This is a genomic window from Arthrobacter sp. Cr_A7, from assembly GCF_029222765.1.
Lineage (GTDB): Bacteria > Actinomycetota > Actinomycetes > Actinomycetales > Micrococcaceae > Arthrobacter.
In genome coordinates, this window is record NZ_JARHXQ010000003.1 from 1 (window position 1) to 22,682 (window position 22,682).

Below are 22,682 nucleotides of genomic sequence, written 5' to 3' on the forward strand. Positions count from 1 at the left end.
AACCCGGCACGCCCCATCACCTCCCGCACCCAAACCCCGGACGCCCTATCAGCTCCTGCACCAAAACCACCGACGTCCCGTCACCTCCCGCCCTCAAACCCCGGACCCTCCATCACCTCCCGCCCCAAACCCCCGACGCCCCATCAGATCCTGCAGGTAAATTCGGGACGCCCCATCAGCTCCTGCAGAAAAACCAGGGATGCTCCATCAGATAGCGCAGCCAACCAGCCCGGATGGCAACCACAACTGATAGAGCAACCACCGCCGGCGCCCCCAGAGGCACGAAAGCCCTCGCCCGCCGTCGAACATGGCTGAGAGAGCGTCGCCGGAAATCCCGCAAGAGGTGATAGGGCGTCGCTTGGGAACCCGCAGCAAGTGATGGAGCGTTAAAGGCCGGGGGAGGCTGGTGTGAAGATTCCCACGATGTTGCCCCCAGCCCTCGCTCTGTCCCTGCGGATTAGGTGCCTCCTCTAGAATTGATGAAGATGTACGGACTTCGAAGCGCTTGATTTCGGGTTGCGTAGGAAACGAAACACGGATACGAGCGGCTGCAGTTGCGCCAGTGGTCGGCTCACAACAGGAGGAATCCATCATGGCCGAGCACAACGGCGGTAACCGCCGAAACGACCGCGGTTCGTTCCGGGGAAACAACAACTCCGGTGGGGACCCCCGCGGGTTCCGTTCCCGCAGCAACCGCGACAACAACGACTTCCCGAAGCGGGCATCCGGCAGCGGGGAGCGGAAGCCTTTCGGTGACCGTGACCGCAAGCCGTTTGGTGACCGTCCCCGCCCTGAGGGTGAAGGCGACCGCCGCGGTTTCGGTGGCGGAGAGCGGAAGCCTTTCGGTGACCGTGACCGCAAGCCGTTTGGTGACCGGCCGCGCCGTGAAGGTGACGGGGAGCGTCGCGGGTTCGGTGGCGGTGGTGGGGAGCGGAAGCCTTACGGTGACCGTGACAATCGTTCCTTTGGTGACCGGCCGCGCCGTGAAGGTGACGGGGAGCGTCGCGGGTTCGGTGGCGGTGGTGGGGAGCGGAAGCCTTACGGTGACCGTGACAATCGTTCCTTTGGTGACCGACCGCGCCGCGAGGGCGATGGCGACCGCCGTGGTTTCGGTGGCGGTGGTGGGGAGCGGAAGCCTTACGGTGACCGTGACAATCGTTCCTTTGGTGACCGGCCGCGCCGCGAGGGCGATGGCGACCGCCGCGGTTTCGGCGGTGGAGAACGCAAGCCCTTCGGTGACCGTGACCGGAAGCCGTACGACGACCGCGAGAACAAGCCCTATGGAGACCGCCCGCGTCGGGAAGACGGTGAGCGCCGCAGCTTCGGTGACCGTGACAACCGGAAGCCGTTCGGTGACCGGCAGGACCGCGCGCCCCGCAGCTTCGACCGCGGCCCCGGCCGTGGTGATGCGCGCCAGGGCGACTCCGGTCCCCGCAGTTTCGGGCGTGACCGCCAGGAGGAGCGGCCGGCACGCGTCCCCAACGCACGTGACCTGCGCAGTGCCAACCGCCCGGACCGGGAACGCTCACCCGAAATCGATGAGGACGTCACGGGCAAAGAGCTTGACCGCGCCACGCAGCACCAGATCAAAACTCTTGAGCCGAAGAGCGCGGAGTGGGTTGCCCGTCACCTCGTTATGGCCGGCCGCCTCATCGACGACGAGCCGGAACTTGCCTTCCAGCACGCACTGGCCGCCAGCCGGCGCGGCGGCAGGCTGGCCGCCGTACGCGAAGCTGTAGGACTGACCGCGTACGCCGCCGGCCACTATGGCGAGGCGCTGCGCGAGTTCCGCACCTACCGCCGGATCAGCGGTTCCAACGTCCACCTGCCGGTGATGGCCGACTGCGAGCGTGGCCTGGGCCGTCCGGACCGCGCACTCGATGTGGCACGGTCTGAGGAAGCACAGGACCTGGACGCTCCCGGCAAGGTGGAGTTGGCCATTGTTGCAGCAGGGGCAAGGACGGACCTAGGCCAGCCGGATGCTGCCGTGGCCGAACTCGAGATACCCCAGCTGGACATCAACCGGGCGTTCTCCTACAGCCCTCGCCTTTTCCGGGCCTACGCTGATGCCCTTGCGGCCGTGGGACGGGAAGCCGAAGCGGAGAAGTGGCAGAACCAGGCTGTCGTTGCTGAAAACGCCCTGGGCCAGGGTGTCGACGAAGAGCCTGACATCATCGACCTCGGCTGGGACGAAGAGGAAGAAGCCCGGGAAGAAGCCGAGCGCCGCCGCCTCCTCGACCGCGCTTCCACGGCATCTGACACGGCTAACGCAGCCGCCGGCGCCTCCACGGGAACAACGGCGGCCGCCGGAACGTCCGACGCCGGTACGTCGGCAGCTGCCGACGTCACCGCTGAAGCATCCGCCGAAGAGGCGCAGGACAGCAGCATCGACGACCAGGAAGCGGACTACTTCGTCTCCGATGATGCTGAATCGGACGAGGACTCGGTGGAGCACGACGAACTGGATTCCGAGGACACGGAAACTGAGGGCACCGCAACCTGGGGCCAGGAGACCGAAGGGGAAGCCGGCAGCCTCCAGGACCGCCGGGAAGACTAAGAACCAATGACTGAAGTTTCCCTGATCTCCCGTTTCGACGCGCTCCTGGCAGACCTGGACGGGGTGGTGTATGCCGGTCCGCACGCTATTCCCGGAGCGGTTGAGTCCCTGCAGCAACTGTCCGGTCTCGGTGTGGGGTTGGGCTACGTCACCAACAACGCATCCCGCTCCCCGGCACAGGTGGCAGCGCACCTCCGCGAACTTGGGGCGCCTGCTGAGGACGACCAGGTGGTCAGTTCTTCCCAGGCCGCGGCAGAACTGTTGGCTTCGAGGCTCGCACCGGGGTCCCGCATCCTCGTTACCGGCAGCCCGGCACTGGCCCACGAGATCGAACTCGTGGGCCTCGTGCCGGTCTACAGCCAGGACGAGGAACCGGTTGCTGTGGTCCAGGGCTTCAACCCCAACATCGGCTGGAAGGACCTGGCTGAGGCAACCTACGTGGTGTCTGCCGGCGCCCTGTGGGTCGCCACCAACACGGACATGTCCATCCCGCAGGCACGGGGGATCGCGCCCGGAAACGGCACCCTCGTCGCTGCCGTGACCGCGGCAACCGGCCAAAAGCCCCTCGTGGCAGGCAAGCCGGAAGCACCGCTCTTCCACTCCGCCGCCAAACGGCTCGGCGCCGAACGCCCCCTGGTGGTCGGCGACCGGCTGGACACGGATATCCTGGGCGGCAACAACGCGGGCTTCGCCACCGTAGCCGTCCTGACCGGCGTCGACACCCGGCAGAGCATCCTGGCCGCCCGCGCCGCGGAGCGTCCGGACTACCTCATCGAAACGCTGCCGGACCTGCACCGGCCCTACCCGGAGGTGACGCACGACGACGGCACCTACTCGTGCGGAAAGGCATCGGCCCGGGTGGCAAGCGGCGCGGTGGGCATCATTGGCAGTCCCGACGACCTGGACGCGTGGCGCGCCGCCTGCGCCGCCTGGTGGGCAGCAACGCCGGACGCCTCCGCACCACAGGCGCCGCAGCTGGCCTGGATGGATCATTAGACTGGACGAATGACTGAGCTGAACCGACCCGACGAAACAGCAGCCCAGCCTTCCCCGGACTGGCCAAGTGCCGCAGATGCCGGAGTCACGGATCCTGTCGTTGCCCAGGCTCTGTCGCGGCTTGATGCCCTGCCGCAAATTCCGGTGGCAGAGCATGAAGCGGCCTACAACGGGCTTCATGACGAGCTCCTCGCTGCCCTGAACGCCGAGCCCGCGGACGGCGGCGCCTGATGCCCGCACGCCTCGACCAGGCCCTGGTTGCCCGCGGCCTGGCCAGATCGCGCACGCATGCCGCCGCCCTGATCGCCGAGGGCAAAGTCAGCTCCGACGGCAGGGTCCTGGAAAAAGCGTCCCTGCAGGTTGACGATAACCGGGACCTCGCCGTCGAGCATGACGAGCAGGACACGTACGCCAGCCGCGCCGGACACAAGCTCGCCGGCGCCCTGGACGCATTCCCGGCCGTCCGGGTGGACGGAAAACGGTGCCTGGACGCCGGGGCTTCCACCGGCGGCTTCACCGATGTCCTGCTCAGGCGGGGCGCGGCACACGTGGTGGCGGTCGACGTCGGGCACGGCCAGCTGGTGCCCCGGCTCCGCAGCGATCCCCGCGTGGCTGTCCACGAGGGACTCAACGTCCGCTACATGACGCCGGCGGATATTGGCGGCACGGCGGCACTGACCGTGGCCGACCTCTCCTTCATTTCGCTCACCCTGGTGGTCCAGCCGCTGGCGCTCTGCACCGAACCCGGGGGCGACCTGGTGCTGATGGTCAAGCCGCAGTTCGAGATCGGCAAGGACCGCCTGGGACGCACCGGGGTGGTGACCTCGGAGCGGGAACGCCGCATGGCGGTGGAAAAAGTGGCCAGGTCAGCGCTCGACGCCGGCCTCGACCTGTGCGGCCTGGCGCAAAGCCCGCTCCCGGGCCAGGACGGAAACGTCGAATACTTCCTGTGGATAAAACGCAGGATCAGCCAAGATTTGCCTAAGATCGAAGAGCGAGAGGCAGCTGCCGCTGCCTTGCTCGGACGTATCTGGCCGAACCACTAGAGAGCGGAACCTGATGAGCAGGCGTGTACTGGTCCTCGCCCACACCGGCCGCGAGGAATCACTGAAAGCCGCCTGGGAGGCCTGCGCCCTGCTGCACGCCTCGGGAATCGTCCCGGTGATGCAGGAGTCCGAGCTGGACGATATGGAACGGTTCTTCGGCCACCTGGCCCAGCCCGTGGAAGTGCTCCACGACCACGTCCAGCTGCCGGACGTCGAACTGGTGATGGTCCTGGGCGGTGACGGCACCATCCTGCGTGCCGCCGAACTGGTCCGGGAGGTGGACGTGCCCCTGCTGGGCGTGAACCTGGGCCATGTGGGCTTCCTGGCCGAAAGTGAACGGGCGGACCTGGCCCAGACGGTTGAGTGGATCGCGAGCCGCGACTACACCGTGGAAGAACGGATGACCATCGACGTCCAGGTCTGGATCCGCGGCCAGAAGATCTGGCACACCTGGGCGCTCAACGAGGCTGCGATCGAAAAGGCCAACCGGGAGCGCATGCTCGAGGTGGTCACCGAAGTGGACGAGCGCCCGCTGACATCCTTCGGGTGCGACGGCATCGTGCTGGCCACACCCACGGGTTCCACCGCGTACGCCTTTTCCGCCGGCGGCCCCGTGGTCTGGCCGGAGGTGGAGGCACTGGTCATCGTCCCCATCAGTGCCCACGCGCTCTTTGCCAAGCCCCTGGTGGTGTCGCCGCGCTCACGGCTTGCCGTGGAGGTGCTGAGCCGCACCGATGCGCAGGGTGTCCTGTGGTGCGACGGCCGGCGGTCCGTGGACCTGCCGCCCGGCGCGCGCGTGGAGGTCACGAAATCCGCCACACCCGTCAGGTTGGCCCGGACGCACCAGACGCCCTTCTCCGCCCGGCTGGTCCGTAAGTTTGAACTGCCCATCCATGGCTGGCGGGGGCCGGTGCCGAAGGCCGAGGCCATCCATACCGGTCCCATCCCCATCGTCAGGACGCCGCGGCCACAGCCTCCGCTCCAGGTGCCGCAGGCGGGCCATCCCGAAGCCGATACCGATCCGTCGACTGCAAAGTGAAACCATGCTTGAAGAACTGAGAATCCGCGATCTGGGCGTCATCACTGACGCAACCCTGCCGCTGGGCCCGGGGCTCAGCGTGGTGACCGGTGAGACCGGTGCGGGTAAAACCATGGTGGTTACCGCCGTCGGCCTGCTGCTGGGTGCGCGCTCGGATGCCGGGGCCGTCCGCAGCGGTGCGAAGAGCGCGACGGCGGAGGCGGTCCTTAAGCTCGACGCCGGGCACCCGGCCATTGCGCGTGCGCTGGATGCGGGCGCCGAAGCGGAAGAGTTCGACGGCGGCGCTGAGCTGATCCTGGCACGGCGCCTTGGTTCGGACGGCCGCAGCCGTGCGTTCCTGGGCGGCAGGGCCGCCCCGGTGGGCGTCCTGGCCGAGATCGGCGAAACCCTGGTGGTGGTGCACGGCCAGTCTGACCAGATCCGCCTCAAGGGTGCGGCTGCGCAACGGGGCGCCCTGGACAAGTTCGCCGGCGACTCCCTGGCCGGGCCCCTGGCGGCCTACCAGGACCTGTACAGCCACTGGAAAGCCAGCCAGTCCGAGCTGGACACGCTGCGCAGCGCCGCCCGCGACAGGCTGCGCGAAGCCGAATCCCTGCAGACAGCCCTGGCCGAAATTGACGAGGTGGACCCCCAGCCGGGGGAGGATGAGCTGCTGAAGGCCGAGGCCGTCAAGCTGGCCAACGTGGAGGAACTGCGCATCGCCGCCAGCACCGCCCACCAGGCCCTCATCGCCGAGGACTTCGGTGAAGCAGGCGACGCCACCACCCTGGTGGACGCCGCCAAACGGACCCTGGAACACGTGGCGGAGCACGACGCCGAACTCGGTTCCGCGGCTGCCCGGCTCGCCGAGGTGGGCTTCCTGCTCAATGACATCGCCACGGAGCTCGCCAGCTACCAGGCCGGCCTGGATTCCGAGGGGCCGGAGCGCCTCGCGGAGATCGAGGACCGGCGGGCGGCCCTGGCCAAACTCGTCCGGAAGTACGCCCCCACCATCGACGAAGTCCTGGAATGGGCGGAAAACGCCCGCGTGCGCTACGACGAGCTGCAGGACGATTCCTCACGGATCGAGGCGCTGGACGCCGAGGTGGTGCGGGCAGAGGCGGACCTGAAGAAGCAGGCAGCAGCCATCAGCAAGATCAGGACGAAAGCCGCCAAGGATCTCTCGGCCCGCGTCAGCGCCGAACTGAAGGCCCTGGCCATGGCCGACGCCACCCTGGTGATCACCCTTGAGCCCTCGGGCCAGCTGGGGCCGCACGGTGCGGACGAGATCGGCTTCCTGCTGCAGCCGCACTCCGGCGCCCCGGCCCGGCCGCTGGGGAAGGGCGCGTCCGGCGGTGAGCTGTCCCGCGTGATGCTCGCCATTGAGGTGGTGCTCGCCGCGGTGGATCCCGTCCCCACGTTCGTCTTTGACGAGGTGGACGCCGGTGTGGGCGGCCGCGCCGCCGTCGAGATCGGCCGCCGGCTGGCCATGCTGGCCCGCCACGTGCAGGTGTTGGTGGTCACGCACCTGCCCCAGGTTGCTGCGTTCGCGGACCAGCACATCACCGTCACCAAAACATCCGTCAGGGGAGCCGACGGCGGCACCGCCACCGGGTTCACCTCCAGTGATGTGCGCCTCCTTGACGGCCCCGAACGGGTCCGCGAACTGGCCCGCATGCTGGCCGGCCAGGAGGATTCGGAGTCCGCGCAGGCCCACGCCCAGGAGCTGCTGGATGACGCGAAACTGCTGCCGCAGCGGGCCTGACAGCACCGGAACTGTCCGTCCGGCGCAGCCGTAGGGATCCATGGGCAAGCCCCGGACCCTTGATCATCGGGCCTCCGGGCCTGCACACTGGAGCATTTGGGGAAACAGTTTCCAGACCCGTGGAAGGCTCAATTGATGATAGGCTCGAATTCCGTGGTGCAGCGATCAAATTCCCGTGTAAATTCCCGGTTCCCGGGCTCGTCCAAGACGACCAAACACATCTTCGTAACCGGTGGTGTGGCGTCCTCGCTCGGTAAGGGACTGACGGCTTCGAGCCTCGGTCATCTGCTGCGGGCACGCGGCCTGTCTGTAACTATGCAGAAGCTCGATCCCTACCTGAACGTGGATCCGGGCACGATGAACCCCTTCCAGCACGGCGAAGTCTTCGTCACCGACGACGGCGCGGAAACCGACCTGGACATCGGGCACTACGAGCGCTTCCTCGACGAAAACCTCGAGGGTTCCGCGAACGTGACCACCGGCCAGGTCTACTCCACGGTCATCGCCAAGGAACGCCGCGGCGAGTACCTCGGGGACACCGTCCAGGTCATCCCGCACATCACGGATGAAATCAAGCGCCGCATGCGCCTGCCGGCCGAAGGCAAGAACGCCCCGGACGTCATCATCACCGAGATCGGCGGCACGGTGGGTGACATCGAGTCCCAGCCGTTCCTCGAATCCGCCCGCCAGGTACGCCAGGACATCGGCCGGACCAACGTGTTCTTCCTCCACGTGTCCCTGGTCCCGTACATCGGACCGTCCCAGGAGCTGAAGACCAAGCCCACCCAGCATTCCGTTGCTGCACTGCGCTCCATCGGCATCCAGCCCGAGGCCATCGTCATCCGCTCGGACCGCGAAGTGCCGGACGCCATGCGCGAGAAGATCGGCCGCATGTGCGACGTCGACATCGACGCCGTAGTGAACGCAGCCGACGCCCCCAGCATCTACGACATCCCCAAGACCCTGCACAGCCAGGGCCTGGACTCGTACATCGTGCGCGCCCTGGACCTGCCGTTCAAGGACGTGGACTGGACCAGCTGGGACAAGCTGCTCGAAGCCGTCCACAACCCCAAGCACCACGTGGAAATCGCGCTCGTGGGCAAGTACATCGACCTGCCGGACGCCTACCTTTCCGTGACCGAGGCCCTGCGCGCCGGCGGCTTCGCCAACGACACCAAGGTCAAGATCCGCTGGGTCCCGTCCGACGAATGCGAAACGCGTGAGGGTGCCATCAAGGCACTCGAGGGCGTCAACGCCATCTGTGTTCCCGGCGGCTTCGGCATCCGCGGCCTCGAGGGCAAACTGGGTGCGCTGAAGTTCGCCCGCGAAACCAAGCTGCCCGTCCTGGGCCTTTGCCTCGGCCTGCAGTGCATGGTGATCGAGTACGCCCGCAACGTGGTCGGCATGGAAGGCGCCTCCTCCAGCGAGTTCGAGCCGGATTCCAAGTACCCCGTGATCGCCACCATGGAAGAGCAGCTGGAATTCGTTGAAGGCCGCGGCGACCTTGGCGGCACGATGCGCCTGGGCCTCTACGAAGCCAAGCTCGACGCCGGCTCCGTGATTGCCGGAACCTACGGCAAGACCACCGTCAGCGAACGCCACCGCCACCGCTACGAGGTCAACAACAAGTACCGCGACCAGATTGCCGCCCAAGGCCTGGTCTTCTCAGGGACCTCCCCGGACGGCAAGCTCGTGGAGTTCGTCGAACTGCCCGCGGATGTCCACCCCTACTATGTGGCCACGCAGGCGCACCCCGAACTGAGCTCGCGGCCCACTCGCCCGCACCCGCTGTTTGCCGGCCTGGTGAAGGCTGCCCTCAACCACCAGAGCGGTGCCGACACGGTACCGGCCGCTGCTTCCGAGGCCGCGCAGTCCGATACGGTAGCCGCTAAGTAGTTCCCACAACAGAAAAAGGACGGCGCGATGCCCGGTACACCTGAAGCCTCCCATGTAGTCAAGGTTTCGGACGCACCGAGCCCGCGCCGTCTTTTGTCTACGGAGAAGGTCTATGAAGGCCGGATCTGGGATGTCGTCAGCGACAGTTTCCAGCTGCAGGAGACGGGCGAGGCCCTGACCCGCGACTACATCGACCACCCCGGTGCCGTGGCAGTCCTGCCTATGAACAGCGACGGCGAGATCCTCCTGCTGAAGCAGTACCGGCACCCGGTGGGCATGGAACTTTGGGAGATCCCGGCCGGCCTGCTGGACATCGAGGGCGAGGATTTTGTGGTCGGCGCGGCCCGGGAACTTGCCGAAGAGGCAGACCTCGCCGCCGGCACCTGGAACGTGCTTGCCGATTTCTTCAACTCGCCCGGGTCCTCCAGTGAAGCGATCAGGATCTACCTGGCCCGCGACCTGACTGAAGTGCCCCATCATGAACGCCACGAGCGGACGGATGAGGAAGCGGAGATCGAGTTCCACTGGATCAGCCTCGATGACGCCGTGGCGTCCGTGCTGGAGGGGCGCCTTCACAACCCGTCCGCCGTCGTCGGCATCCTTGCAGCGGCGGCCGCGCGGGCGGACAACTACGCGAACCTCCGTCCTGCCGATGCACCCTGGCCGGCGCACCCCAGCCAGCGCTGATGGTTCCGGCTCCTTCGGCTGAAGCGGTGCCCCCGGCTGATGCGGCAGGGGAAGTGCCCGCAGCCGCCCCTACCGCCATCGACCGTGGCATCACCGACTACCTGCAGCACATGGGTGTGGAGCGGGGGCTGGCCGCCAACACGCTTGCCGCCTACCGCCGCGACCTTGCCCGGTACTCCCGCTACCTCGATGCAGCGGGATGCCGGCGGCCCGAGGACATCACACGCCACCACGTAACCGGATATGTCCGTGCCCTTGCGGACGGGTCCGACGGCGGCTCTTCCCTCGGCGTAAGGTCGGCGGCGAGGACAGTGGTGGCCGTCCGCGGGCTGCATAAGTTCTGGGCCCTGGAAGGCTTTACGCCCTCGGACCCCGCCAGCGAGGTCCATCCGCCCATGGCCGGCAAGAGGCTTCCCAAAGCCATCACCGTTGACGAGGTAACCAGGATCCTTGAGGCCGCTGGAACGGATACGGCAACCGGGCTGCGGGACCGCGCCCTGCTGGAATTCCTGTACTCCACCGGAGCGCGCATCAGTGAGGCCGTTGGCCTGGACGTTGATGACATTTCTTTGGCCGAACCTGAAGCGGGGCCCGCCATTGTCCGTCTCTTCGGCAAGGGGTCCAAGGAGCGGCTCGTGCCGCTGGGGTCCTATGGCGCCAGGGCCCTGGACGCCTACCTGGTGCGGGGCCGGCCCCTGCTGGCGGCCAAGGGGAAGGGCACACCCGCACTCTTCCTCAACGCCCGCGGCGGCAGGATCAGCCGGCAGAGTGCGTGGACCATCCTGAAGACCGCCGCCGAAAAGGCCAACATCACCAAGGACGTCTCACCCCACACCCTGCGGCATTCCTTCGCCACGCACCTGCTTGAAGGCGGCGCGGACGTCCGGGTGGTCCAGGAGCTGTTGGGACACGCCTCGGTGACCACCACGCAGGTGTACACCCTGGTCACAGCCGATACGCTGCGCGAGATCTACGCCGCTGCACATCCGCGCGCACTCGGCTGACATTGCCTGGGCACAGCTGCCTGGATGCAGTGCACCGGGACAGCTAGGGCAGCGCCTCGATGGTCAGTTCCACCGGGCCCAGGAGGAATGCCAGCACCGACGTGCCCATCCCCGCGAGCAGCATCAGTCCCGGATGCGCCAAGCCGATCACCACCCGGTGCAGCCGGGCGCGCCCACGCAGGAATGATTTCGGCACCCGCGAGAACGCAGGAACCTGCCGCCAGCCGCGAAGCCTCCGCAGGAACCAGGCGCACCGGGCAACGAACGCCAGCCACAGGACAGCCACCACAATCGGGAACAGGGCTGCCATCAAGGTGAAACCCAAAGCGGTCACCTCACGCTCGGAATCGCCGGCCAGGGCCTGAATAGTGGTGGAGATGGAGGCGCTCAGCACCACCGATATTGCCCACACAATGAAGGCCGCAACGAGCGCCAGGAAACGGACGAAGAACAGGCCCAAAACCGACTCCCGCGCAGGCCTCACGTGCCGGCGGGGAGTCACGTGCAAGACGGCCAGGGTACTGAGAAGCGTGGGCAGGGCAGCCGCGGCCACCAGCAGGTACCAGGTCCAGCCTGCCAGGTCCACGAATTCGTCGATGACAATCAGCAGAGTCCAAAAAACCGGCCCAGGCCCAGCCCCAGTACAAGGGGTTGCGCACCAGCCACTCCGGCAGGCGGGCATCAAGGGCCGAAATGCGGGCCGGCCGTATCCCGGGTCCGGTTTCAGGAGTCACACGTAGAGCTTGGCATAGTCAGCGCCCCTGCGGCTTCTTCGCGGACAACTCTCCCACCCCATAGGCTTGGGCGCATGACTGCTGCAAGGGTGACTCTCTGTTTCCTGCTCCGCGACGGGGAGTCCGGCCCGGAGGTGCTCCTGGGCCTCAAACGGACAGGCTTCGGCACGGGAAAGATCGTCGGGATCGGCGGGCATGTGGAACCGGGGGAGAGCGACGGCGAAGCGGCCGTCCGTGAAGTCATGGAGGAAACCGGTGTCTCCCTGCGGGTGGAGGACCTCACGGATGCCGGGGCGGTGAACTTTGTCTTCCCCGCGAAGCCGGAATGGAATATGAGCACCAGTCTCTTCACTGCCAGGACGTGGCAGGGTGAACCGACGGACAGCGACGAAGTCCTGCCGGAGTGGTTCCGGACCGACACCCTGCCCGTTGAACGCATGTGGCAGGACGCGGACCATTGGCTGCCGGTGGTTCTGGAAGGCGGCAAGGTCAACGTGGTGGTCACCTTGAACGACGACAACGAAACGGTCGCTTCCTCGGTGAGCATCCTGCCTTAGGCATTAAACGCCCGACGGCGGGACGTCACCTCCGTGGCCGTCCCGCCGTCGTACTCCCGAAAGGCCCTACGGCAGGTGCCGTTCCTCCGGGCCGACGTATTCGCTCAGCGGCCGGATCAGCGAGTTGGAGTCCAGCTGCTCCATGATGTGCGCCGTCCAGCCGGTGATGCGGCTGGCAACGAACAGCGGCGTGAAGGTTGCCGTGTCGAAGCCCATGAGGTGGTAGGTGGGTCCGGCAGGGTAGTCGAGGTTGGGTTTGATGGCTTTGGCCTCGTCCATCGCCTGCTCCAGGCCGTTGTACAGGCCCAGGAGTTCGGGCCGGCCGTAGTGCGCGATCATCTTGTCGAGCGCCGCCTTCATGGTGGGCACGCGGGAGTCGCCGTGCTTGTAGACGCGGTGGCCGAAGCCCATGACCTTCTTTTTCTGCGCAAGTGCATCTTCCATCCACGCCCTGGCGCGGGCGGCTGCCTCCTCCAGCGATTCCTGGGGGCGGATGCCGATTTCGTCGAAGGTGTGCATCACGGCCTCATTGGCTCCGCCGTGCAGGGGGCCTTTCAGGGCACCGATGGCTGCGGTTACGGCCGAGTGGAGGTCCGAGAGGGTGGAGGTGACAACCCGGGCGGTGAAGGTGGAGGCGTTGAAGGAGTGTTCGGCGTAGAGGATCATCGACACGTTGAAGGCCTCCACAACCTCCGGAACCTGCTCTTCGCCAAAGGCCATCCAGAGGAAGTTGGCGGAGTAGCCCAGGTCGTCGCGTGGTTCGACCGCGTCCTGGCCGTGGCGGCGACGCTGGTCGTACGAGACGACGGCGGGCATCGCCGAGAAAAGGTCGATCGCCTTGGCCATGTTCGCCTCCCGGGAGGAGTCTTCGGCCAGCGGGTGCCGGGCGCCCAGCACGGACGCCGCGGTCCGGCACACGTCCATGGGGTGGGCGGTGGTTGGAAGCGCGTCGATGACCTGTTTCACCACGGGGTCCAGGGCACGGCCCGCGCGTTCCCTGGCCGTGAATTCCGCCAGCTGGTCCGGGGTGGGCAGTTCCCCGTTCCAGAGCAGGTAGGCCACCCCTTCGAAGCTGCAGCGGGCGGCCAGCTCCTGGACCGGGTAGCCGCGGTACAGCAGTGAGTTCGTGTCCGGGTTGACCTTGGAGACGGAGGTGTAGTCCACCACGACGCCGGCGAGACCCTTTTTGATGTCCTGTTCAGCCATGCTGAAACTCCTTTGTTCCTGTCGCCTGTTGAAGCCGGCCGGAGCCGGCGGGTCGTTAGTGCGTTCCGGGGACCTGGAAATTGAAGACCCCTGTGTCGAACCGGTTGTAGCCCTCGTAGTCCACCAGCTCGTACAGCCGTGCACGCGTCAGCATGCTGCCAACCTGTGCTTCCTGCGTTCCTTCTGACCTGATCGAGTCCAGCGTACGCTCGGCGGCGCCCATGGCACTACGGAGGAGGGTGACGGGGTAGATGACCATGTTGACGCCCACGCCCTGGAGCTGATCCGTCGTGAAGAGATCGCTTTTGCCGAATTCGGTCATGTTGGCCAGGATGGGCACGTCCACGGCGTCGCGGATGGCCTGGAACTCGGTGAGGTCCTTCATGGCTTCGGGGAAGATGGCGTCCGCGCCGGCGTCCACCAGGGCTTTGGCGCGATCCTGGGCTGCTGCCAGCCCATCCGTGGCGCGGATGTCGGTGCGGGCCATGATCAGGAAGTTCGGGTCGCGGCGGGCGTCGGCGGCGGCACGGATGCGTTTGGTGGCGGTGTCCAGGTCCACCACGTTTTTGCCGTCGAGGTGGCCGCAGCGTTTGGGGTTGAACTGGTCCTCGATGTGCAGTCCGGCGAGTCCGGCGTTTTCGATTTCCTGGACGGTGCGGGCCACGTTCATGGGTTCGCCGAAGCCGGTGTCGGCGTCGACAATGGATGGCAGGTCCGTCATCCGGGCAATCTGCCCGGCCCGGGTGGCCACCTCCGTCAGGGTGGTCAGCCCGATGTCCGGCAGGCCGAGGTCGTTAGCCAGGACGGCGCCGGAGATGTAGACCCCCGCGAAGCCCTTCTCCTGGATCAGGCGGGCGGAGAGCGGGTTGAACGCCCCTGGAAACTGGGCGATGGTCCCGGAGGCGAGTAGCTCGCGGAACCGTACGCGCTTCTGTTCCGGGGTTGTGGTGGAGTACAGCATCTAGAACAGCCCCTTCGGTGCGGCGCTGAGATCGATGACGCCGGGGGCTGCGGTGATGTTCAGCTGGTCCAGCTCGCCGAGGCCGAGTTCGGGGAGGCGTTCGACGGCGGCGAGGAACCGTTCGATTTCGGCTTCCTCCACGAGTCCGGCGGCGAGGGTGCGGAACTTGGTGATGTACTGTTCCCGTCCGAACGGCCGGGCGCCGAGCGGGTGGGCGTCGGCGACCGCGATTTCGTCGGTGATCACGGTGCCGTCGGTGAGAGTGATTTCCACGGAGCCGCCGAAGGCTTTTTCGTTGATGTCCAGGGAGTGGTAGCGGCGGGTCCATTCCGGGTCTTCCTCGGTGGACACCTTTTGCCAGAGGTCCACCGTGTCCGGGCGGGAGGCACGTTCGGGGGAGTAGGAGTCCACGTGGTGCCAGGCGCCGTCCTGCAGCGCGACGGTGAAGATGTATGGGATGGAGTGGTCCAGCGTCTCCCGCGAAGCGGTGGGGGAGTACTTCTGGGGATCGTTGGCGCCGGAGCCGATGACGTAGTGGGTGTGGTGGCTGGTCTTAATCAGCACCGACTTTACGTTGGCCGCGTCCGTGGTTTCGGGGTGCTCCTTATGCAGCTTCCGGGCGAGGTCGATCCAGGCCTGGGCCTGGTACTCGGCGGAGTGTTCCTTGGTGTAGGTGTCCAGGATGGCGCGCTTCGCCTCCCCGGGGAGGGGAAGCGGCACCTCGTAGGAGGCGTCGGGCCCGTCGAGCAGCCAGGCGATCACGCCGTCTTCGCCTTCATAGATCGGCACGGGGGAGGTCTGGCCGCGCATGGCACGGTCCGCGGCTTCGACGGCCATCTTCCCGGCGAACGCAGGGGCGTGCGCCTTCCAGGTGGAGATCTCGCCCTTGCGCGACTGCCGGGTGGCGGTGGTGGTGTGCAGCGCCTGGCCCACGGACTGGAAGATCGTCTCGACGTCGAGTCCCAGCAGTGTGCCGATGCCTGCCGCAGCGGAGGGGCCCAGGTGGGCGACGTGGTCGATCTTGTGCTTGTGCAGGCAGATCGCCTTGACCAGGTTCACCTGGATCTCATACCCGGTGGCGATCCCACGCAGCAGGTCGAGGCCGCTGGAACCCACGTGCTGCGCGACGGCCAGGATCGGCGGAATGTTGTCGCCCGGGTGCGAGTAGTCGGCGGCGAGGAAGGTGTCGTGGTAGTCCAGTTCGCGCACCGCAACGCCGTTGGCCCACGCGGCCCATTCGGGGGAGACCCGTTCCCCGATGCCAAAGACCTTCGCGCCCTTGCCGCCCGTGCTGGGTGCGTGGGACAGCGCCTGGGCCCGTGCGGCCACGATCGGCGGACGATTCAGCGATGCGATGGCCACCGAGGCGTTATCGATGATCCGGTTGATCACCATGTCGGTCACCTCGGCGGTGACCTCCACGGGGTCGGCGGCGACCACGGCGATCTTGTGGGCCAGCTGGTCCTCGCGGGGAAGGTTTTCCTCGCTCTTGTACACGCGGACGTGGTGTTCCTGAACCATGGTGCTCCTTTAGGGGGATGTGAACGTGTTGTGCAGGGAAGTGGAGGTGGCTTTGATGTGGGAAAGGCTGCGATGCAGATGCAGTGTGGTGGCGGCCTGCGCGAGCCGGGGGTTGCGGTCGGCGATTGCCTCGGCAATGGCCGCGTGTTCGGCTGCCGCTGCCGTCAGCCGGGCTGCGTTGTCAGCTGCCATCCGTCGAATGCGGACCAGATGCACCCTCAAACTCCGCATTGCCTGCACCAGGTAGGAGTTGGAAATTGCCGAGTCTATGGCCGCATCCAGGTCACTGACCAGGCCGTAGTAGTCCTCGACGGCGGGCGTGTCGCCGGTGACGAGCGCCGGGGCCGCCAACAGGGCGGCCTGCAGCCGCCGGAATGTGGCAGGTTCGCCGCGCTCTGCGGCAAGCGCCGCAGCCCTTCCTTCCAGTGTCTCCCGGAGTTCGAAGAGTTCATCGATGTCAGCCAGGGAGATGGCGGTGACCATCACGCCGCGCCCGCCCGCCGTCGTCAGGCCTTCTGCCGTGAGGCGGCCCAGCGCTTCCCGGAGCGGCGTGCGTGAAACCCCAAGGCGCCCTGACTGTTCCACTTCAGCCAGCAGCGTGCCGGGCGGAAGCCGCCACTCCACGATGTCGTCGCGCAGTGCCCTGTAGGCGCGTTCGCTTGCCCGCACTGCTGCTCCAATCCCTCGGCTTTCCACTTCAGTGTATACAAGCAATGGAGAAAAGGAAGTCCGGGAAGCGAAAAGGGCACCAGTCCGGCGGCCGGTGTATACAGCTCGTCGGCTACCGCCCGCTCCAGCGGTATTCATTTTCCGGCCTGCCCGGCGTCCCGTACCGCGCAGTCCGCGAGACGGTGCCGGCGTCGGCAAGATACTCAAGGTACCGGCGTGCGGTCACCCGGGACATCCCCAGCGCATCCATCACCTCGGTGGCGGACACGGCGTCGTGCTGCTGCCTCACGAAGTCCTGGACCGAGCCCAGCGTGGAGGCCGAGAGCCCCTTGGGCAGGGGAAGTTCGGAGGGGGCCCGCAGGCTGGCGAACGCCTGGTCCACTTCGCTCTGGGATGTGGCGGACTTTCCCGACGCTGTGCCCGGGCCTGCAAGTTGCTGGCGGAACTGCCGGTAGCTTTCCAGCTTGTCCGCAAAGGTGGCGAACGTGAACGGCTTGATGAGGTACTGCACCACTCCGATAGCCACGGCGCTGCGCACAATGGCCAGCTCCCTGACGGCGGTGATGGCGATGATGTCGGCAAGAATGCCGGCCGAGCGCATGCGCCGGGCAATGTCCAGCCCGTGGAGATCGGGCAGGTTCATGTCCAGCAGGACCAGCTCCACGGGTTTGCCTGCTGCCGAAAACTCGTTCAGCAGCCGAAGCGCGGACTGGCCGTCCGGGGCGGTCCCGGCGAGCTCGAAACCCGGAACACGCCCCACGTAGGCTGCGTGCGCGGCGGACGCGATGGCCTCGTCCTCAACGACGAGGACCCTTATTTCACTCACGCTCCATGCTCCTTCTCTGGGGACAATGGTGCCTCTGGGGGCAATGCTGCGGGCAGGAACACTTCGAACTTGGCGCCGCGCCGTCCGTTGATGGTCAATGTACCTCCCAGCCGCTGTACAGCCTGGCGGACCAGGGCAAGCCCGATGCCCCGCCCGCCCGGCCCGGCGGGCTTTGTACTGTATCCGTGCCGGAGGATGTTCTCCACCGAGCCTGGATCAATCGGTGCGCCGGAATCGTGAACGGCGATGTCGAGCCCTTCCTCGTCGGATTCCACCGTCAGCTCCACCCGCCGGGGAGGCGTTCCCTCCGCGGCGGCGTCGATGGCGTTGTCCAGCAGGTTTCCGAGGATGGTCACCAGGTCCTGCACGGCGATGCCCTCCACCGTGCCCGATCCCAGGGTGGCGACATCCAGCTGGACTCCCCGCTCATGGGCTTCCGCCACCTTGCCCATGACCAGCGCACCCAACACCGGCTCGTCCACCGAGCTGACCATGTTGTCCGTCAGCTGCTGGCTGAGCTCCAGGTCCTTGGTGGCAAAATCCAGGGCCTCCCGGGTGCGGCCCAACTCTAAAAGCGAAACCATGGTGTGCAGCCGGTTTGCGTGTTCGTGGGTCTGCGCCCGCAGGGCGTCGGAAAGGGTCCGCATCGTTTCCAGCTCGTTGCCCAGGGCCTCGATTTCGGTCCGGTCCCGAAGGGTGGCCACTGTTCCGTACACCGGGGTCCTGCCCCGGCTGCCTGCTGTTTCCGGCCCCTTCGCCGGCCCCTGGTTCACCACCAGGACCCGGGATCCGGAGAGGACAATTTCGTCCTTTGCGCCGCGGCCGGATTCAAACAGGTAGCGGAGCTCCTCATCGAGGGGCAGTTCTGCGAGCGACGGCGGACGGGTGGGGTCCTTGCTGCCCGTCTCATCCAGGCCCAGCAGCTCGGCGGCCTGGTCGTTGTACATCACCACTTTGCCTTTGGTGTCGATAAGGATCAGCCCTTCGCGGACTGAATGCAGCACGGACTCGTAGTAGGCGAAGAGCTGCGACAGCTGCTCCGGCCCCCAGCCCCGGGTGACCCGGCGAAGGTACCTGCCCAGCAGCCAGGACGCCAGGGACCCGCCCACCAGCAGGGCAAGCCCGATGGCCAGCAGGGCAGGCAGGCGTGCGGCGAAGGCGACGTCCACCGTCCCCACCGTGACGCCCACTGCCACCAGCGCCCTGACCGCACCGCCGGCGTCCTTGACCGGAACGATGGTCCGCACGGACGGGCCGAGGGTGCCTGCGGTGACCTCGGTGAATTCATCGCCGCGCAGTGCGGCGTCAATGGAACCGATATAGGGGCGGCCGAGCTCCTCACTCCGGGGATGGGTCCACCGCGTCCGGTCCGGAGCCATGATGGTGATGAAGTCGACGTCGGCACGTGCCATGACGTCCATGGCGTAGGGCTGCAGGAGGGATGAAGGTTCGTCGGAATCCGCCGCCTGCAGCACGAAGGGGCTGGCAGCAATTGCGTCCGCAATTCCTGCCATCCGCAAACCGGCCTCGTCGTAGGTGCGGTCACGGGCGTCGACATAGGTGGCGGATCCGACGATCGCGATAAACACCACCACGATCAGCAGGTTCGCTACGAAGAGCCGTCGGGCGATACTCCAGCGGTGGATCATCTGTACCTTCCCGCGCATCTTCCATGACTGTTATCTGCGCCACGACCAATATGAACGCAACGGTGAGCTGGGTCACGGCGTGCCCAATGATGGTTATCACACCGCAGGACGTGTTGAGCCCAGAGAATGTGCCCGCAGCGTCTACCAGATTATCCATAAGGAGACAACATCATGGCTTCTCAACGAGGAGAGTCGCTCGACACCGTGAAGACGCGGCGCAAGGGCATCGACAAATCGCATTACCTGTACATCGCCGTCATCGCCGCCGTCATCCTGGGCGCCCTGGTGGGACTGATGTTCCCTGAGGTTGGCAAGTCCCTCAAGCCGCTCGGCGACGGGTTCATCAAGCTCATCAAGATGATGATCGCCCCGGTCATTTTCTGCACCATCGTCCTGGGCATCGGCTCCATCGCCAAGGCGGCAACCGTGGGCAAGGTGGGCGGCCTGGCCCTGGGTTACTTCGTCCTCATGTCCACGTTCGCGCTCGGCATTGGCCTGGTTGTCGGCAACCTGATCCACCCCGGTGAAGGCCTGAAGCTTGCCCCTTACGATCCCAACAAGAAGGCGGAAGTAGACAGCACCGTCGCCTTCCTGCTCGGAATCATCCCGGGCGACATTCCGGTCCTCCCCACGTTGTTTGCTGCCATCCTCGTAGGGTTTGCCCTCCAGAAGATGGGCCCGCAGGGCGCCCCCATCCTCAAGGCCATCGGCCATGGCCAGGTCCTCGTCTTCCGCATCCTGATCATGATCATGTGGCTTGCCCCTGTGGGTGCCTTCGGTGCCATCGCCGCCGTCGTGGGAGCTACCGGCTTCCAGGCCATCGTCAGCATGTTCACGCTGATGGCCGCCTTCTACATCACCTGCGCACTGTTCATCGTGATCATCCTCGGCGGCCTGCTCAAGGTGGTCACCGGCGTCAACATCTTCAAGCTCATGAAGTACCTGGGCCGGGAATACCTCCTCATTTTCTCCACCTCATCCTCCGAAGCCGCCCTGCCCCGCCTGATCGCCAAGATGGAACACCTCGGCGTCTCGAAGCCGGTTGTCGGCGTGACGGTACCCACCGGCTACTCCTTCAACCTTGACGGCACCGCCATCTACCTGACCATGGCGTCCCTCTTCGTGGCCAACGCCATGGGTACGCCGCTGGACCTCGGCGCACAGGTCTCCCTGCTGATCTTCATGATCATCGCTTCCAAGGGCGCTGCAGGCGTCACCGGCGCCGGCCTGGCCACCCTTGCGGCAGGCCTGCAGGCACACAAGCCCGAACTGCTGGGCGGCGTGGGCATGATTGTCGGCATCGACCGGTTCATGTCCGAGGCCCGCGCTCTGACCAACTTCACCGGCAACGCCGTCGCCACCGTCCTGATCGGCACGTGGGTCAAGGAGATCGACGGCGACCAGGTCAACAGCGTCCTCTCCGGCCAGGAGCCCTTCGACGAAGCAACCATGCTGGCCCACCACCACGGTGAAGCCGCTCCCGAGCAAGCGGAAGCCCGCACCGTTCCGGTCAACGCCTGACCTCTTGGCCCGCCTTCTGGAAACCGCCCCCGCAGCCAACGCTGCGGGGGCGGTTTTCTGTACCCGGACAGGAAACCTTCGACCTCAACTAGAAGGTAAAGGCTCAACATCCGCGAAAAGTCAAGTTCCGTTGAATACCGTGTCGGTCGCTGTAACCTTGGGATCAAGAACGATCGGCGCTGGCCATCCAGCGGCAGGAAATCACCGTCATCGAAAGTGTGGATAGATACGTGAGCAGCGAACAGGGTTCAGCAACTCTGGAGGGCACGGAATTCGACCTGGAAAACGCGGTGATGGGTCCCACGGGGCGCCCATACCGCGAGTTCCCGGAACCCGCGCCGCTGTCCTCCCACGGTCCGGCCCGCGTCATCGCCATGGTGAACCAAAAGGGCGGCGTCGGAAAAACCACCTCCACCATCAACCTTGCCGCGGCACTGGCCGAATACGGCCGCCGCGTGCTGCTGGTGGACTTCGATCCCCAGGGTGCCCTCTCGGCCGGCCTGGGCGTCAACCCCCACGAGCTCGACCTCACCGTCTACAACGTGCTGATGGACCGCAAGGTGGACATCCGCGATGCCATCCACCAGACCGGCGTGGAGAACGTGGACCTCCTGCCGGCCAACATCGACCTCTCCGCCGCGGAAGTGCAGCTGGTCAATGAAGTAGCCCGCGAACAGGTGCTGGACCGGGCGCTGAAGAAGGTCGAAGACGACTACGACGTTGTCCTCATCGACTGCCAGCCGTCCCTGGGCCTCCTGACCGTCAACGCCCTCACCGCGGCGCACGGCGTGATCATTCCGCTGATTTGCGAATTCTTCGCCCTGCGCGCCGTGGCGTTGCTCGTGGAAACCATCGACAAGGTGCAGGACCGGCTCAACCCGCGGCTGCAGGTGGACGGTGTCCTCGCCACCATGTATGACGCGCGGACGCTCCACAGCCGCGAAGTCATCACCCGCCTGGTGGAGGCTTTCGGGGACAAGGTCTTCGAAACCGTCATCAAACGGTCCATCAAGTTTGCTGACGCAACCGTGGCCGCTGAGCCCATCACCAGCTACGCCGGAAACCACGTGGGCGCCGACGCATACCGCCGGCTGGCCAAAGAGCTGATCTCGCGCGGCGGCGCACCCTAGCCACGCCGTGGCCGAAACCAAGCCCGGCTTCGAGGTGCGGCTGGCCAACTTCACCGGTCCGTTCGACCTCCTGCTGGGACTGATCGCCAAGCACCAGCTGGACATCACTGAGGTGGCGATCGCCACCGTCACGGACGAGTTCATCAAGTACATCCGCAAGCTGCAGAAGCTCGGTGAGGAATGGGCACTGGACGAGGCCAGCGAGTTCCTGGTCATCGCCGCGACGCTGTTGGACCTCAAGGCCGCCCGCCTGCTTCCGGCCGGCGAAGTGGAGGACGACGAGGATATCGCACTGCTCGAGGCCCGGGACCTCCTGTTCGCGCGGCTTCTCCAGTACAAAGCCTTCAAGCACGTGGCCGGCCTCCTGGGCGAAACCCTCCACCAGGAAGGCCGCCGCTTTCCCCGCCAGGTGGCGCTGGAGGAACACTTCGCCGCGATGCTGCCCGAACTCGTCTGGAAGCACACCCCGGAACAGTTCGCCGCCCTGGCAGAGGCGGCGCTGCGGCCGAAGGCTCCACAGCCCACCCAGGTGGGGCTGGCCCACCTGCACGGCAGCAACGTGAGCGTCAAGGAACAGGCGGAAATTATGGGACTGCGCCTGCAGCAGGAATCCCCGCTGACTTTCCGGGCGCTGATTTCCGACGCCGATTCCACCCTGGTGGTGGTGGCCCGGTTCCTGGCGCTCCTGGAACTGTTCCGGGACAAGGCGGTCTCCTTCGACCAGCTTTCGCCGCTGGCGGACCTGGCCGTGCATTGGACTGCGGGAACCGGGGACTGGTCGGCGGACAACCTGAGTGAGGAATACGAGGAGCACCTGTGAACGGGCAATTGCCGGACGGCACAACGGATGTCCACAGCCTGCCGGGCGGGGCGAAGGCCGCCCTTGAGGCGGTGCTGATGGTCCTGGACCAGCCGGCCACGGAGGAGGAGCTGGCTGCG

At 66.3% G+C, this 22,682-nt stretch carries 20 protein-coding genes and 1 pseudogene; 14 read left to right on the plus strand and 7 right to left on the minus strand.

The window, feature by feature from the left end; translation table 11 throughout:
• Window positions 1-592 precede the first annotated feature (592 nt).
• From P2Q66_RS00065 to xerD, 9 genes are all read left to right on the plus strand, one after another.
• Window positions 593-2,557 (plus strand): hypothetical protein, encoded by a 1,965-nt coding sequence (locus tag P2Q66_RS00065; RefSeq protein ID WP_275724623.1) that lies wholly within the window; start codon window positions 593-595, stop codon window positions 2,555-2,557.
• A 6-nt stretch (window positions 2,558-2,563) separates the two neighbouring features.
• Window positions 2,564-3,553, plus strand: a complete 990-nt coding sequence (locus P2Q66_RS00070; RefSeq protein ID WP_275724626.1) for an HAD-IIA family hydrolase — start codon at window positions 2,564-2,566, stop codon at window positions 3,551-3,553.
• A gap of 9 nt (window positions 3,554-3,562) precedes the next feature.
• Window positions 3,563-3,784, plus strand: coding sequence for a hypothetical protein (locus P2Q66_RS00075; protein WP_079597221.1), 222 nt, complete (start codon window positions 3,563-3,565; stop codon window positions 3,782-3,784).
• The gene (locus P2Q66_RS00080) at window positions 3,784-4,599 is read left to right on the plus strand and encodes a TlyA family RNA methyltransferase (protein ID WP_275724631.1); all 816 of its coding nucleotides are present in this window, start codon (window positions 3,784-3,786) and stop codon (window positions 4,597-4,599) included. The genes P2Q66_RS00075 and P2Q66_RS00080 overlap by 1 nt, the downstream gene beginning before the upstream one ends.
• A 13-nt stretch (window positions 4,600-4,612) precedes the next feature.
• Window positions 4,613-5,638, plus strand: a complete 1,026-nt coding sequence (locus P2Q66_RS00085) for an NAD kinase (RefSeq protein ID WP_275724632.1) — start codon at window positions 4,613-4,615, stop codon at window positions 5,636-5,638.
• Between the two features lie 4 nt (window positions 5,639-5,642).
• Window positions 5,643-7,382, plus strand: coding sequence for a DNA repair protein RecN (gene recN / locus P2Q66_RS00090; protein ID WP_275724633.1), 1,740 nt, complete (start codon window positions 5,643-5,645; stop codon window positions 7,380-7,382).
• A 135-nt stretch (window positions 7,383-7,517) separates the two neighbouring features.
• A complete protein-coding gene (locus P2Q66_RS00095; RefSeq protein WP_275724634.1) occupies window positions 7,518-9,278 on the plus strand; it encodes a CTP synthase in 1,761 nt (586 codons plus the stop codon).
• A gap of 27 nt (window positions 9,279-9,305) precedes the next feature.
• The gene (locus P2Q66_RS00100) at window positions 9,306-9,965 is read left to right on the plus strand and encodes an NUDIX hydrolase (RefSeq protein WP_275724635.1); all 660 of its coding nucleotides are present in this window, start codon (window positions 9,306-9,308) and stop codon (window positions 9,963-9,965) included.
• Window positions 9,965-10,969, plus strand: coding sequence for a site-specific tyrosine recombinase XerD (xerD, locus tag P2Q66_RS00105; RefSeq protein ID WP_275724636.1), 1,005 nt, complete (start codon window positions 9,965-9,967; stop codon window positions 10,967-10,969). Before P2Q66_RS00100 ends, xerD begins: the two co-directional genes overlap by 1 nt.
• 43 nt (window positions 10,970-11,012) lie before the next feature.
• Here the strand turns inward: xerD and P2Q66_RS00110 are convergent, their stop codons facing one another.
• On the minus strand, window positions 11,013-11,555 hold the full coding sequence (locus P2Q66_RS00110; protein WP_275724637.1) for a hypothetical protein: 543 nt from the start codon (window positions 11,553-11,555) through the stop codon (window positions 11,013-11,015).
• A gap of 222 nt (window positions 11,556-11,777) precedes the next feature.
• On the opposite strand from P2Q66_RS00110, the gene P2Q66_RS00115 reads away from it, so the two are divergent.
• Entirely contained in the window at window positions 11,778-12,260 is a 483-nt protein-coding gene (locus P2Q66_RS00115; protein WP_275724638.1) for an 8-oxo-dGTP diphosphatase, read from the plus strand.
• Window positions 12,261-12,326: 66 nt separating this feature from the next.
• On the opposite strand, the gene P2Q66_RS00120 is transcribed toward P2Q66_RS00115, so the two are convergent.
• The 6 genes from P2Q66_RS00120 to P2Q66_RS00145 form a co-directional block, all read right to left on the minus strand.
• Window positions 12,327-13,466, minus strand: coding sequence for a bifunctional 2-methylcitrate synthase/citrate synthase (locus P2Q66_RS00120; RefSeq protein WP_275724639.1), 1,140 nt, complete (start codon window positions 13,464-13,466; stop codon window positions 12,327-12,329).
• Window positions 13,467-13,521: 55 nt separating this feature from the next.
• The gene (prpB, locus tag P2Q66_RS00125; protein WP_275724641.1) at window positions 13,522-14,427 is read right to left on the minus strand and encodes a methylisocitrate lyase; all 906 of its coding nucleotides are present in this window, start codon (window positions 14,425-14,427) and stop codon (window positions 13,522-13,524) included.
• The gene (locus P2Q66_RS00130; protein WP_275724643.1) at window positions 14,428-15,948 is read right to left on the minus strand and encodes an MmgE/PrpD family protein; all 1,521 of its coding nucleotides are present in this window, start codon (window positions 15,946-15,948) and stop codon (window positions 14,428-14,430) included.
• 9 nt (window positions 15,949-15,957) lie between these two features.
• On the minus strand, window positions 15,958-16,617 hold the full coding sequence (locus tag P2Q66_RS00135) for a GntR family transcriptional regulator (protein WP_275724645.1): 660 nt from the start codon (window positions 16,615-16,617) through the stop codon (window positions 15,958-15,960).
• A 112-nt stretch (window positions 16,618-16,729) separates the two neighbouring features.
• Window positions 16,730-17,443 (minus strand): response regulator, encoded by a 714-nt coding sequence (locus P2Q66_RS00140; protein WP_275724646.1) that lies wholly within the window; start codon window positions 17,441-17,443, stop codon window positions 16,730-16,732.
• Entirely contained in the window at window positions 17,440-19,092 is a 1,653-nt protein-coding gene (locus P2Q66_RS00145; RefSeq protein ID WP_275724652.1) for an ATP-binding protein, read from the minus strand. The genes P2Q66_RS00140 and P2Q66_RS00145 overlap by 4 nt, the downstream gene beginning before the upstream one ends.
• Window positions 19,093-19,263: 171 nt before the next feature.
• On the opposite strand from P2Q66_RS00145, the gene P2Q66_RS00150 reads away from it, so the two are divergent.
• From P2Q66_RS00150 to P2Q66_RS00165, 4 genes and pseudogenes are all read left to right on the plus strand, one after another.
• A complete protein-coding gene (locus P2Q66_RS00150; RefSeq protein ID WP_275724647.1) occupies window positions 19,264-20,613 on the plus strand; it encodes a cation:dicarboxylase symporter family transporter in 1,350 nt (449 codons plus the stop codon).
• A gap of 230 nt (window positions 20,614-20,843) precedes the next feature.
• Window positions 20,844-21,743: an AAA family ATPase gene (locus tag P2Q66_RS00155; RefSeq protein WP_079597205.1), complete on the plus strand. Its 900-nt coding sequence runs from the start codon at window positions 20,844-20,846 to the stop codon at window positions 21,741-21,743.
• 7 nt (window positions 21,744-21,750) lie between these two features.
• A complete protein-coding gene (locus P2Q66_RS00160; RefSeq protein ID WP_275724650.1) occupies window positions 21,751-22,563 on the plus strand; it encodes a ScpA family protein in 813 nt (270 codons plus the stop codon).
• A pseudogene (locus tag P2Q66_RS00165) lies at window positions 22,545-22,682 on the plus strand (segregation and condensation protein B); the annotation flags it as partial. The gene P2Q66_RS00160 and the pseudogene P2Q66_RS00165, both read left to right, overlap by 19 nt.